The 13094-nt window shown below is 70.4% G+C and carries 12 protein-coding genes and 1 pseudogene; 4 read left to right on the top strand and 9 right to left on the bottom strand.

Translation table 11 applies throughout. The features are described 5' to 3' along the window. From pgi to tkt, 5 genes are read right to left on the bottom strand one after another with little or no spacing between them, the layout of a single operon-like run. Positions 1-1683, bottom strand: a complete 1683-nt coding sequence (gene pgi, locus OG331_RS11440) for a glucose-6-phosphate isomerase (RefSeq protein ID WP_406209948.1) — start codon at positions 1681-1683, stop codon at positions 1-3. Positions 1684-1687: 4 nt separating this feature from the next. Then, a complete protein-coding gene (opcA, locus tag OG331_RS11435; protein WP_406194682.1) occupies positions 1688-2623 on the bottom strand; it encodes a glucose-6-phosphate dehydrogenase assembly protein OpcA in 936 nt (311 codons plus the stop codon). Further along, positions 2620-4161 carry a glucose-6-phosphate dehydrogenase gene (zwf, locus tag OG331_RS11430; protein WP_406194680.1) on the bottom strand — a complete coding sequence of 514 codons (1542 nt, stop codon included), beginning with the start codon at positions 4159-4161 and terminating at the stop codon, positions 2620-2622. Before zwf ends, opcA begins: the two co-directional genes overlap by 4 nt. Next, positions 4158-5306 (bottom strand): transaldolase, encoded by a 1149-nt coding sequence (gene tal, locus OG331_RS11425; RefSeq protein ID WP_406194678.1) that lies wholly within the window; start codon positions 5304-5306, stop codon positions 4158-4160. Before tal ends, zwf begins: the two co-directional genes overlap by 4 nt. Positions 5307-5325: 19 nt before the next feature. Next, complete coding sequence (gene tkt, locus OG331_RS11420; protein ID WP_406194676.1) at positions 5326-7401, bottom strand: transketolase; 2076 nt, start codon at positions 7399-7401, stop codon at positions 5326-5328. Between the two features lie 186 nt (positions 7402-7587). Between tkt and OG331_RS11415 the strand changes: the two genes are divergently transcribed. Both OG331_RS11415 and OG331_RS11410 read left to right on the top strand, forming a co-directional pair. After that, the gene (locus OG331_RS11415) at positions 7588-8475 is read left to right on the top strand and encodes an AraC family transcriptional regulator (RefSeq protein WP_406209945.1); all 888 of its coding nucleotides are present in this window, start codon (positions 7588-7590) and stop codon (positions 8473-8475) included. A gap of 227 nt (positions 8476-8702) precedes the next feature. Beyond that, positions 8703-8990 carry a DUF1905 domain-containing protein gene (locus OG331_RS11410; protein WP_406194673.1) on the top strand — a complete coding sequence of 96 codons (288 nt, stop codon included), beginning with the start codon at positions 8703-8705 and terminating at the stop codon, positions 8988-8990. A 20-nt stretch (positions 8991-9010) separates the two neighbouring features. On the opposite strand, the pseudogene OG331_RS11405 reads toward OG331_RS11410, so the two are convergent. From OG331_RS11405 to OG331_RS11390, 4 genes and pseudogenes are all read right to left on the bottom strand, one after another. Then, positions 9011-9391, bottom strand: a pseudogene (locus OG331_RS11405) (MMPL family transporter); the annotation flags it as partial. After that, complete coding sequence (locus tag OG331_RS11400) at positions 9331-9606, bottom strand: hypothetical protein (protein ID WP_406194671.1); 276 nt, start codon at positions 9604-9606, stop codon at positions 9331-9333. The gene OG331_RS11400 and the pseudogene OG331_RS11405, both read right to left, overlap by 61 nt. 129 nt (positions 9607-9735) lie before the next feature. Then, positions 9736-10575 (bottom strand): IclR family transcriptional regulator, encoded by an 840-nt coding sequence (locus tag OG331_RS11395; protein WP_406194669.1) that lies wholly within the window; start codon positions 10573-10575, stop codon positions 9736-9738. 37 nt (positions 10576-10612) lie between these two features. Then, a complete protein-coding gene (locus OG331_RS11390; RefSeq protein WP_406209942.1) occupies positions 10613-11038 on the bottom strand; it encodes a MarR family winged helix-turn-helix transcriptional regulator in 426 nt (141 codons plus the stop codon). Between the two features lie 245 nt (positions 11039-11283). On the opposite strand from OG331_RS11390, the gene OG331_RS11385 reads away from it, so the two are divergent. Beyond that, positions 11284-12201, top strand: a complete 918-nt coding sequence (locus OG331_RS11385; protein ID WP_406194666.1) for an SDR family oxidoreductase — start codon at positions 11284-11286, stop codon at positions 12199-12201. Between the two features lie 11 nt (positions 12202-12212). Next, a complete protein-coding gene (locus OG331_RS11380) occupies positions 12213-13088 on the top strand; it encodes an amidohydrolase family protein (protein WP_363033039.1) in 876 nt (291 codons plus the stop codon). The last annotated feature ends 6 nt before the right edge of the window (positions 13089-13094 follow it).

Genomic DNA, 13094 nt, shown 5'->3' with positions numbered 1-13094 from the left:
TCAGTTCACTTCCTCCTGGACGCCCTGCGCGTCCGATGCGTTCTTGAGCGAGCGGTACGCGGCCACGAGGGCGGCCGTGGACGGATCGAGACCGGGGACCTCGGCCCCTTCGGTGAGGGCGGGCTCGACACGCTTGGCGAGGACCTTGCCCAGCTCGACACCCCACTGGTCGAAGGAGTCGATGTTCCAGACGGCGCCCTGGACGAACACCTTGTGCTCGTAGAGGGCGACCAGCTGGCCGAGGACCGACGGGGTCAGCTCGGGGGCGAGGATCGTGGTGGTGGGGTGGTTGCCGAGGAAGGTGCGGTGCGGGACCTGCTCCTCGGGCACACCCTCGGCGCGCACCTCGTCCGCGGTCTTGCCGAAGGCGAGCGCCTGGCCCTGGGCGAACAGGTTCGCCATCAACAGGTCGTGCTGCGCCTTGAGCTCGTCGCTCAGCTCGGCGACCGGCCGGGCGAACCCGATCAGGTCGGCCGGGATCAGCCGGGTGCCCTGGTGGATCAGCTGGTAGTAGGCGTGCTGTCCGTTGGTGCCGGGCGTGCCCCACACCACCGGACCGGTCGCCCAGCCCACGGTGTGGCCGTCGCGGTCCACCGACTTGCCGTTGGACTCCATGTCGAGCTGCTGGAGATACGCCGTGAACTTCGACAGGTAGTGCGAGTACGGCAGCACCGCATGGGACTCGGCGCCGAAGAAGTTGCCGTACCAGATGCCCAACAGGCCCATGATCAGTGGGGCGTTGGCCTCGGCGGGCGCGCTCTTGAAGTGCTCGTCGACGGTGTGGAAGCCGTCGAGCATCTCCCGGAAGCGGTCCGGGCCGATGGCGATCATCAGGGACAGGCCGATCGCCGAGTCGTAGGAGTAGCGGCCGCCGACCCAGTCCCAGAACTCGAACATGTTGTCCGGGTCGATGCCGAAGTCCGTGACCTTCTCGGCGTTGGTCGACAGCGCGACGAAGTGCTTGGCGACCGCCTTGTCCTCGCCGTCGAGCCCGGCCAGCAGCCAGGAACGGGCCGACGTGGCGTTGGTGATCGTCTCGATCGTGGTGAACGTCTTGGACGCGACGATGAACAGCGTCTCCGCCGGGTCCAGGTCCCGCACCGCCTCATGGAGGTCGGCGCCGTCGATGTTCGACACGAACCGGAACGTCAACTCCCGTGCGGTGAACGGGCGAAGAGCGTCGTACGCCATCGCCGGACCGAGGTCGGAGCCGCCGATGCCGATGTTGACGACGTTGCGGATCCGGCGGCCGGTGTGGCCGGTCCACGCGCCGGAGCGGACGCGCTCGGCGAAGTCGCCCATCCTGTCGAGCACCGCGTGCACCTTGGGCACGACGTTCTCGCCGTCCACCTCGATCACCGCGTCCCGCGGCGCCCGCAGCGCGGTGTGCAGCACCGCCCGGTCCTCGGTGACGTTGATCCTCTCGCCGCGGAACATCGCGTCGCGCAGCCCGAACACGTCGGTGGCGGCGGCCAGTTCCTGGAGCAGGGCGAGCGTCTCGTCGTTGATCAGGTGCTTGGAGTAGTCGATGCGCAGATCACCGACGCGTACGACGTACCGCTCGGCGCGGGAGGGATCGGCCGCGAACAGCTCACGCAGCCGCGGGCGCTGCAGCGCGTCCTCGCGGTGGTCCTCCAGGGCCGCCCATTCGGGGCGCTGGGTGAGACGGGGTGTGTCGGACAGCGGGTCAGACATGGTCAGGGGTCTCCTTGGTGGCCTCGCCCCGCAGGGCGACGGCGTACATCTCGTCCGCGTCGAGGCGCCTGAGCTCCTCGGCGATGAGTTCGGAGGTGGTGCGGACCTTCAGCGCGAGGGTGCGCGGCGGCTGGTCCGGCAGGGTCAGCGTGGCCAGCGGGCCCTCGGGGCGGTCGATGACGATCTCGCCGCTCTCGGTGCCGAGGCGCACGCCGGTGACGACCGGACCGGCGGTGACGACCCGCTCCGCGGTGACGTGGAGGCGGGCCTCCAGCCAGCGGGCCAGCAGTTCGGCGGCCGGGTTGTCGGCCTCTGCCTCCACGGCTGCCGAGATGATCGGTACCCGGGCCTGGTCCAGGGCCGCGGCGAGCATGGAGCGCCACGGGGTGAGCCGGGTCCAGGCGAGGTCGGTGTCGCCGGGCGCGTAGGAGCGAGCGCGGACCTCCAGGTCCGACAGCGGGGTCTCGGATGTGTAAAGGTCGGTGATCCGGCGCTGCGCCAGCGCCCCCAGCGGGTCCTTCGAGGGGTTCTCCGGCGCCTCCACCGGCCACCACACCACGACCGGCGCGTCCGGCAGCAGCAGCGGCAGCACCACCGAGTCGGCGTGGTCGGACACCTCGCCGTACGTGCGCAGCACGACCGTCTCACCGGTGCCGGCGTCGGCGCCCACCCGGACCTCGGCATCCAGGTGCGAGCGGGTGCGGTCGCGCGGGGTGCGGGCGTGCCGCTTGATGACCACCAGGGTGCGTGCCGGGTGCTCGTGGGACGCCTCCTCGGCCGCCTTGATCGAGTCGTAGGCGTTCTCCTCATCCGTGACGATGACCATCGTCAGGACCATGCCCACGGCCGGCGTGCCGATCGCGCGGCGCCCCTTCACCAGCGCCTTGTTGATCTTGCTTGCCGTGGTGTCGCTCAGGTCGATCTTCATGGCCTGCGCCAGCTCCGTCCGTCTCGTGCGAGCATCTCGTCGGCTTCCTCGGGTCCCCAGCTCCCGGACGCGTACTGCGCCGGCTTGCCGTGTGTGTCCCAGTACTCCTCGATCGGGTCGAGGATCTTCCAGGACTCTTCCACTTCCTGGTGACGGGGGAACAAATTGGCGTCACCAAGGAGGACATCCAGGATGAGCCGCTCGTAGGCCTCCGGGCTGGACTCCGTGAACGACTCGCCGTACGCGAAGTCCATCGTCACGTCCCGGATCTCCATCGACGTGCCCGGCACCTTGGAGCCGAACCGCACCGTCACGCCCTCGTCCGGCTGGACGCGGATCACGATCGCGTTCTGGCCGAGTTCCTCGGTGGCGGTCGAGTCGAACGGCGAGTGCGGCGCCCGCTGGAAGACGACCGCGATCTCGGTGACCCGCCGCCCGAGCCGCTTGCCGGTGCGCAGGTAGAACGGCACACCCGCCCAGCGCCGGTTGTCGACGTTCAGCCTGACGGCGGCGTACGTGTCGGTCTTCGACCGCGCGTCGATGCCGTCCTCCTGGAGGTACCCGGCGACCTGCTGGCCGCCCTGCCAGCTCGCCGCGTACTGCCCGCGCACGGTGTGCCTGCCCAGGTCCGCCGGCAGTTTGACGGCCTTGAGCACCTTCAGCTTCTCGGTGAGCAGCGACCCGGCGTCGAAGGCGGCCGGCTCCTCCATCGCGGTCAGCGCCATCAGCTGGAGCAGGTGGTTCTGGATGACGTCACGCGCCGAGCCGATGCCGTCGTAGTAGCCCGCCCGGCCGCCGATGCCGATGTCCTCGGCCATCGTGATCTGCACATGGTCGACATACGACCGGTTCCAGATCGGCTCGAACATCTGGTTGGCGAACCGCAGCGCCAGGATGTTCTGGACGGTCTCCTTGCCCAGGTAGTGGTCGATCCGGAAGACCTGCTCCGGGTCGAACACGTCGTGCACGATCGCGTTCAGCTCGCGGGCGCTCGCGAGGTCGTGGCCGAACGGCTTCTCGATGACCGCCCGCCGCCAGGACCCCTCCGGGGCGTTTGCCAGGCCGTGCTTCTTCAGCTGCTGCACGACCTTCGGGAAGAACTTCGGCGGTACGGAGAGGTAGAAGGCGTAGTTGCCGCTCGTACCGCGGGCCGTGTCCAGCTCGTCGACGGTCTGACGCAGCTGCTTGAAGGCCTCGTCGTCGTCGAAGTCACCCGGGATGAACCGCATGCCCTCGGCGAGCTGCTGCCAGACCTCCTCGCGGAACTCCGTACGGGCGTGCTCGCGCACCGAGTCGTGCACGACCTGCGCGAAGTCCTGGTCCTCCCAGTCCCGGCGGGCGAACCCGACGAGTGAGAAGCCCGGCGGCAGCATGCCGCGGTTGGCGAGGTCGTACACGGCCGGCATCAGCTTCTTGCGGGACAGATCGCCGGTCACACCGAAGATGACGAGCCCGGACGGGCCCGCGATCCGGGGCAGACGGCGGTCGCGCGGGTCGCGCAGGGGGTTGTCCCAGTCCCGGTCCCGGTCGGTGGTCATGCTGCGTCAGCTCCCTTGCTGCCGAGCGACTTCTGCACGGCGTCCAACAGGTCCTGCCACGCCACCTCGAACTTGGCGACGCCCTCGTCCTCCAACCGGGCGACCACCTCGTCGTAGGAGATGCCGAGCGCCTCCACGGCGGCCAGGTCGGCACGGGCCTGTGCGTAGCCGCCGCTCACCGTGTCGCCGGTGATCCCGCCGTGGTCGGCGGTGGCGTTCAGGGTGGCCTCGGGCATGGTGTTGACGGTGCCGGGCGCGACCAGTTCGTCCACGTACAGGGTGTCCTTGTACGCCGGGTCCTTCACGCCGGTCGAGGCCCACAGGGGACGCTGCTTGTTGGCCCGGGCACCGCCGAGGGCGGTCCAGCGGTCACCGGAGAAGACGTGCTCGTAGGCCTCGTAGGCGAGCCGTGCGTTGGCGAGCGCCGCCCGGCCCTTGAGCGCGAGGGCCGGGTCCGTGCCGATCGCCGCCAGCCGCTTGTCGATCTCGGAGTCGACGCGGGAGACGAAGAAGGACGCCACGGAGTGGATGGCGGAAAGGTCGAGGCCCTTCGCGGCGGCCTTCTCCAGACCGGCGATGTAGGCGTCCATGACCTCCCGGTAGCGCTCCAGGGAGAAGATCAGCGTGACGTTGACGCTGATGCCCTGGGCGATGACCTCGGTGATGGCGGGCAGCCCGGCCTCGGTCGCCGGGATCTTGATCATCACGTTGGGGCGGTCGACCAGCCAGGCGAGCTGCCGTGCCTCGGCGATGGTGGCCGTCGTGTCGTGGGCGAGACGCGGGTCGACCTCGATGGAGACCCGGCCGTCCCGGCCCTCCGTCGCGTCGTACACGGGACGCAGGATGTCTGCGGCGGCACGGACGTCGGCGGTCGTCATCATGCGCACGGCCTCGTCGACCGTGACACCCCGCACCGCGAGGTCGGCGAGCTGCTCCTCGTAGCCCTCACCGGAGCCGATGGCGGCCTGGAAGATGGACGGGTTGGTGGTGACGCCCACGACGTTCTTGTTCGCGATCAGCTCGGCGAGGTTGCCCGACTCGATCCGCTTGCGCGACAGGTCGTCCAGCCAGATCGAGACGCCTTCGTCGGAGAGGCGCTTGAGGGCTCCCGCGGTAGCGGTGGCTTCGGTGCTCACAGTGTTCATCTTCTTTCTGGCGGTCGGATCAACCACGCGCGGCGGCCAGCGATTCCCTGGCTGCGGCGGCGACGTTCTCGGGGGTGAAGCCGTACTCGGCGAACAGGGTCTTCGCGTCGGCGGAGGCACCGAAGTGCTCCAGGGAGACGATGCGTCCCGCGTCGCCGACGAACCGGTACCAGGTGAGCCCGATCCCGGCCTCGACGGCGACCCGCGCCTTCACGGCCGGCGGCAGGACACTCTCGCGGTACTCACGGGGCTGCTCCTCGAACCACTCGACGGACGGCATCGAGACGACACGGGTACCGATCCCGTCGGCCTCCAACCGCTCCCGCGCGGCGACGGCGAGCTGGACCTCGGAACCGGTGGCGACGAGGATCACCTCGGGCGTCTCGGCGGAGGACTCCTGAAGGACGTAACCGCCCTTCGCCGCATCGGAGTTGGGTGCGTACGTCGGCACACCCTGGCGGGTGAGCGCCAGCCCGTGCGGGGCCGGGGCGGTGGAGTGCCGCCTGAGGATCTCGGCCCAGGCGATGGCGGTCTCGTTGGCGTCGGCGGGGCGGACGATGTTCAGTCCCGGGATGGCGCGCAGCGACGCCAGGTGCTCGACCGGCTGGTGCGTGGGGCCGTCCTCGCCGAGGCCGATGGAGTCGTGCGTCCAGACGTACGTCACCGGCAGCTGCATCAGGGCCGACATGCGGACGGCGTTGCGCATGTAGTCGGAGAACACCAGGAAGGTGCCGCCGTAGATACGGGTGTTGCCGTGCAGCGCGATGCCGTTCATCTCCGCGGCCATCGAGAACTCGCGGATGCCGAAGTGGACCGTACGGCCGTAGGGGTCGGCCTCGGGCAGGGGGTTGCCCTTCGGCAGGAACGAACTCGTCCTGTCGATGGTCGTGTTGTTGGAGCCGGCCAGGTCGGCCGAGCCGCCCCACAGCTCGGGGACGACGGCGCCGAGGGCCTGGAGCACCTTGCCGGAGGCGGCGCGGGTGGCGACCGGCTTGCCCTCCTCGAAGACCGGGATCGAGGACTCCCAGCCCTCGGGCAGCTGACCGGCGACGATCCGGTCGAACAGCTGGGCGCGCTCGGGGTTGGCGGAGCGCCACGTGCCGAGCTGCTTGTCCCAGGCCGCGTGCGCCTCGGCGCCCCGGTCGAGGGCGCGCCGGGCGTGGGCGAGGACTTCGGCCGCGACCTCGAAGGACTGCTCGGGGTCGAAGCCGAGGATGTGCTTGGTGGCGGCGATCTCGTCCGCGCCCAGCGCCGAGCCGTGGGAGGCCTCGGTGTTCTGCGCGTTCGGGGCGGGCCAGGCGATGACCGTGCGCATCGCGATGATCGAGGGACGCTCGGTCTCGGACTGCGCCGCCCTGAGCGCCGCGTACAGCGCGTGGACGTCGATGTCGCCGCCCAGCTCCGGCTCGATCCGCTGCACGTGCCAGCCGTACGCCTCGTACCGCTTCAGCACGTCCTCGGAGAAGGCGGTCGCCGTGTCGCCCTCGATGGAGATGTGGTTGTCGTCGTAGAGGAAGACCAGGTTGCCGAGCTTCTGGTGGCCGGCGAGGGAGGAGGCCTCGGCGGAGACGCCCTCCTCCAGGTCACCGTCGGAGACGATCGCCCAGATGGTGTGGTCGAAAGGGGACTCGCCCTGTGGCGCCTCCGGGTCGAACAGGCCGCGCTCGTAGCGGGCGGCCATCGCCATGCCGACCGCGTTGGCGACACCCTGACCCAGCGGGCCGGTCGTCGTCTCGACGCCGGCCGTGTGCCCGTACTCGGGGTGACCCGGCGTCTTCGAACCCTGGGTCCGGAAGGCCTTGAGGTCGTCGAGCTCCAGCTCGTACCCGGCGAGGAAGAGCTGGGTGTAGAGGGTCAGCGAGGTGTGGCCGGGGGAGAGGACGAAACGGTCCCGGCCGGTCCACTCGGGGTCGGCGGGGTCGTGACGCATCACCTTCTGAAAGATCGTGTACGCGGCCGGGGCGAGACTCATGGCCGTGCCCGGGTGGCCGTTACCGACTCGCTGCACGGCATCCGCCGCCAAAAGACGCGCGGTGTCGACGGCACGCCGGTCGAGTTCGGTCCATTCGAAGCTGTCCGGTGTCTGCGTGCTCATCTTCAAAAAGTCCTCGATCGGAGCGAAGTGGCTGGTCCAACGCGTTCAAAACTAAAAGTCTGACTTTTACGAGGGAAGGTCGGGGTGTGTCAGGCTGTGGTGAAAGTGGGACACCGCGACGGGCGCCGCGCACGGCTGAGCGAGGGGCCCGCACGGCTGAGACAGCACGAGACGGACATGGCGGGCATGGTGGACACAGGGGTTCAAGGCGGCGACGCGATACGGACGTTTCCGTTCCCCGTCGATCTGAGCGTCCTGGGCGTCGGCATGCAGGTCGGCCCGATGGGCACCGGCCGCACCTGGCATGCCGCCGACGCACCGCTGGAGCGGGTGCACCGCATCGACTTCCACGTCGTGATGCTGTTCGACGAGGGCCCCGTACGTCACATGATCGACTTCGCCGAGTACGAGGCGCAGGCCGGCGATCTGCTGTGGATCCGCCCCGGCCAGGTCCACCGCTTCTCGACGGCCGGCGGCTACCGCGGCACCGTCCTGACCATGCAGCCGGGCTTCCTGCCCCGCGCCACGGTCGAGGCCACCGGCCTGTACCGCTACGACCTCCCGCCCCTGCTCCACCCCGACGAGGCCCAGCTCACCGGCCTCCGCTCGGCCCTCGCCCAACTCCAGCGCGAGTACGAGGACACGACGACCCTCCCCCTGAGCCTGCACACGTCGGTCCTGCGGCACTCCCTCACGGCGTTCCTCCTGCGCCTGGCACACCTCGCCGCGAGCTCGGCGGAGGCCGCGCGCCGACAGGCCGACACGACGTTCACGCTCTTCCGGGACGCGGTGGAGCGGGGCTTCGCCACCAACCACAGCGTCAGCGCCTACGCCGACCAGCTCGGTTACTCCCGCCGCACCCTCGTCCGCGCGGTCCGCGCCGCCACCGGGGAGACGCCCAAGGGCTTCATCGACAAGCGCGTGGTCCTGGAGGCGAAGCGGCTCCTGGCCCACACGGACATGCCGATCGGGCGGATCGGGGCGGCCGTCGGTTTTCCGGACGCCGCGAACTTCTCCAAGTTCTTCCATCAGCACACGGAGATGACGCCGGCGGCGTTTCGGGCAGAGCTGTGACGCTCCGCCGGGTTTCTGCCGGGGGGAGTGCCGCGCTGGGTTGGTGGGCGTCCGCGGGTGCGTTGTGGCTGGTCGCGCGGTTTCCCGCGCCCCTGGGTGGGGAGTGGTGACGGCCCCATGTCGGCCCGTCGCGTGAAGTGGAGAAAACCCTTCCCTCACAGCCGAGTTCACCCTTTGAATACGGGAATGGCCGTCCTCGGCCGCGCAAGAGGAGAGGGACTGACTCCGTGGAACTCGTCTTCACCGGCCGGGTGATCGAATGGCGCGGCCCGGCGCCGTACTACTTCCTGAGGGTGCCGGACGAGGAATCCGCCGACATCCGCGAGGTGGCCGCGATGGCCACGTACGGCTGGGGCGTCATCCCGGTCGAGGCGCGGATCGGCGAGGTCGCCTTCGGGACGTCCCTCTTCCCCAAGGACGGCGGCTATCTGCTGCCGCTCAAGAACGCGGTACGCAAGCCGCAGGGGATCGGGGCCGGTGACGAGGTGAGCGTGGAGATGACCGTCCGCCTGTAGGTCCGGTGCCGCCCCGGGACTCAGGCGTTCGTCGGCACGGACGGCTTGGGTGCCGGCGGCTGCTCCTGCGGGCCGAGCCGTTCGTGCGCCCGTCGCAGCGGCTTCGGCGCCCACCACGCCCGGCGGCCCAGCAGCGCCATGGTGGCCGGGACCAGCAGCATCCGTACGACGGTCGCGTCGATCAGTACCGCGAGGGTGAGCCCGAGTCCGATCTGCAGGATCGGCGCGAAGCCGCCCGTCATGAAGGCGCCGAAGACCACCGCGAGGAGCAGGGCCGCGCAGGTGACCACGCGGCCGGAGCGGCGCAGTCCGGTGCCCACGGCTTCCTGGTCGTCGCCGGTCAGCTGCCGCGCCTCACGCATCCGGGCCAGGATGAACAGCCCGTAGTCCATGGCGAGTCCACCCTGGTGAACTCGCCGACCTTGCCGACCGGGCCCGGCAGGTCGGCCACGCCCGGCTGCGGCAGCCGCCCGGGACCGCCGTTGCCCTGCGGGTCGTTGAGCACGCCGAGGATTCTGTGCAGCTGTGCCATCGCGTCCCGTCCGGCGCCTGCGACGGCGTCGAACGCGGCCTCCGCGCGCGCCGGATCACGAGAGATCCAGGAACAAGCGGACACGGGCGGCTCTTCGGGGCGAGGGCCCTTCCAGTTTCGCGAGCGACCTCACGCCTCGTCCTCACCGGCGAGAGGGATGTCCGCCGCGTCGCCCCGCGACCCCTACGCCCCGCCTCGCCTCGCCCCGCGACCCTACGCCCCCGTCTCGGGCCGCCACCCCAACGCCCGCGAGATCCCCCGCGCCGCCAGCCGTACCGCCGGCACCAGTACCGGAACCTGTGCGTCGGCCTGGGGTACGACCACGGACACGGCTGCGGCGATCGGGCCGCCCGGGCTGCGGATCGGTGCGGCGACCGACAGGGCGTCGTCGGTGACCTGGCGGCTGCTCACGGCCACCCCGGTGCGGCGCACGTCGGCCAGCATGCGGCGCAGACGGGCGGGGTCGGTGATGGTGTACGGCGTGAAGGAGGTCAGCGGCCCGGCCAGGTACTGGTCCTGGAACTCCGGGTCGCTGTGCGCGAGCAGCGCGAGGCCGACCCCCGTTGCGTGCAGCGGCCAGCGGGCCCCGACGCGAATGTGGACGCCGACCGCGGAGCGTCCCGACAGCCACTCGATGTAGACGACCTCGGGCCCGTCCTGGACCGCCAACTGCACGTTCTCGTGCGTGGCTTCGTACAGGTCCTCCAGGTACGGCAGCGCGATCTGCCGCAGCGCCGGGCCGCGCGGCGCGAGTGCCGCGAGCTCCCACAGCCGCAGGCCGACGTGGTAGAGGCCGGACTCGTCCCGCTCCAGGGCGCCCCACTCGCTGAGCGCGGTCACGAGCCGGTGCGCGGTGGTCAGGCTCAGCCCGGCCCGTCGGCTGATGTCCGTCAGACACAGCGCCGGATGTTCGAGGTCGAAGGCCCCGAGCACGGACAGCAGGCGGTCGGGCGCGGAACGCGTCCCTCTGGCCGGCGCGGTCGGCGCGGTCGGCTCGGCCGGTACGGACGGCCCGACCGGTACGGACGGCTCGGCGTCGGCGGTCATCGGCACCCCCTCACCCCATCACCTCATCACCTCGTCGAACCGGTCACCCCAGGCCGGACTCGGTGACCCTCTGCAGCAATGCGTGCAGCTGCTCACGCTCGGCTGGGTCGAGGGGCTGGAGCAGCTCGTTGGTGACGCGCTGCCCGGCCTCGTCGGTGTCGCGCAGGAACGCCCGGCCGCCTTCGCTCAGCACGATGATCCGGCTGCGGCGGTCGGCGGGGGAAGGGCGCCGCTCGGCGAAGCCCAGCTTCTCCAGGTCGTCGACCAGGCCGACGATCGCGCTCGGGTCGTAGCCGAGCGACGCGCTCAGCTCGCGCTGGAGCGCCCCCGGCGTGGTGGCGAGGAACCGCAGGACCGCGTAGTGGCGCAGGCGCAGGCCCGACTCCTGGAGGAAGGAGTTGAAGAGCTGACCGGAGCGCAGGCCGAGGCGGTACAGCAGATAGCCCGTGTCGGCGTGCAGTCCGCGCATCCACGGCTCGTCGGCGTCGATCGGTGCGGGGTTCGTGGTCGGCCGGCTGGCGATGGCGGGCTCCCTGGTCGAGGCCCCGGGTGAGGGGCGGGCGTACGTACTGCCACCAGCATGACGCAAGGACGGGTCGCCAACAACTATTGACGTCGACAACTATTGTTCTTACCTTCGATCTCGCACCGCCTTCGACATGCCTTCGACATCGAAGTCCGCACCCCACTCGAACCCCCCGAAGGGACCCGCCCGTGCCCAGCATCGATCTCACCGGCAAGGCCGCCGTCGTCACCGGCAGCGGCCGGGGCCTCGGCCTCGCCTACGCCCACGCCCTGGCCGCCCACGGCGCCTCCGTGGTCGTCAACGACGTCGACGAGGACGTGGCCGAGGCGGCCGTGAAGTCCATCACCGAGGCCGGCGGCACCGCCGTCGCCGAGGTCGTCCCGGTCGGCACGACCGAGGCAGCCCAGCGGCTGGTGAACCGTGCCGTCGAGGAGTTCGGGCGGCTCGACGTCCTGGTGACCAACGCGGGCATCCTGCGCGACAAGGTCCTGTGGAAGATGACCGACGACGACTTCGACGCGGTGGTCACCACCCACCTCAAGGGCACCTTCACCTGCGCCCGCGCAGCCGCCGTCCGCATGCGCGAGCAGGGCGAGGGCGGCACCCTGATCCTGGTCGGCTCACCGGCCGGGCAGCGCGGCAACTTCGGGCAGACGAACTACGCCGCCGCCAAGGCCGGCATCGCCGCCATGGCCCGCACCTGGTCGATGGAGCTGGGCCGCGCGAACATCACCGTCAACGCGATCGTGCCGGTCGCCGCGACCGCCATGACCGAGACCATCCCCGCCTTCACCCCGTACATCGAGGCGATGAGGAACGGCGAGCCGTTCCCCGACTTCCTGCGCAAGGGCGAGGGTTTCGGCACCCCCGAGGACTGCGCCGCCCTCGTCCCGTTCCTCGCCTCCGAGGCCGCTCGCGGCATCACGGGCCAGGCCATCGGCATCGGCGGTGACAAGGTGGCACTCTGGTCGCATCCGCAGGAGATCGCCGCGGCGTACGCGGACGGCGGCTGGACCCCCGACACCCTGGCCGACGCCTGGCCCGGCTCGGTCGGCGCCGAACTCCAGTCGGTCGGTATTCCGGCGCCCAAGTTCCCGGAGGCGTGATGGCCCCCTCCATGAATCCCGACGAGCTGGTCGCGATCGACGTCCACACCCACGCGGAGGTCTCCTCCAAGGGCCACTCCTCCCTGGACGACGACCTGCACGACGCCTCCTCGGCCTACTTCAAGGTCGAGGGCAAGCGGAAGCCGACCCTGGAGGAGACGGCCGCCTACTACCGCGAGCGGAAGATGGCCGCCGTGATCTTCACGGTCGACGCCGAGTCCGCGACGGGCACGCCGCCCGTCCCGAACGAGGAGGTCGCCGAGGCGGCCGCCGCCAACGCCGACGTCCTCATCCCCTTCGCGTCCATCGACCCCTTCCGTGGCAAGGCGGGCGTCAAGCAGGCCCGCCGCCTGGTCGAGGAGTACGGGGTGAAGGGCTTCAAGTTCCACCCGAGCATCCAGGGCTTCTTCCCCAACGACCGCTCGGTGGCGTACGACCTCTACGAGGTGATCGAGGAGACCGGCACGATCGCCCTCTTCCACACCGGCCAGACGGGCATCGGCGCCGGAGTCCCCGGCGGGGGCGGCATCCGCCTCAAGTACTCCAACCCCCTCCACGTGGACGACGTGGCGGCCGACTTCCCCCACCTGAAGATCATCCTCGCCCACCCGTCCTTCCCCTGGCAGGACGAGGCCCTCGCGGTGGCCACCCACAAGCCGGGCGTGCACATCGACCTGTCCGGCTGGTCGCCGAAGTACTTCCCGCCGCAGCTGGTGCAGTACGCCAACACGCTGCTGAAGGACAAGGTCCTCTTCGGCTCCGACTTCCCCGTCCTCACCCCCGACCGCTGGCTCGCCGACTTCGAGAAGCTGTCGATCAAGGACGAGGTCAAGCCGAGGATCCTCAAGGAGAACGCCGCCCGGCTGCTCGGGCTGACGAAACCGTAAGGGGCG

This window comes from Streptomyces sp. NBC_01017 (assembly GCF_045162795.1).
Taxonomy (GTDB): Bacteria; Actinomycetota; Actinomycetes; order Streptomycetales; family Streptomycetaceae; genus Streptomyces; species Streptomyces machairae.
The sequence above is the reverse complement of the archived record's forward strand: the minus strand, read 5'-3'. Positions and strand labels throughout refer to the sequence as shown.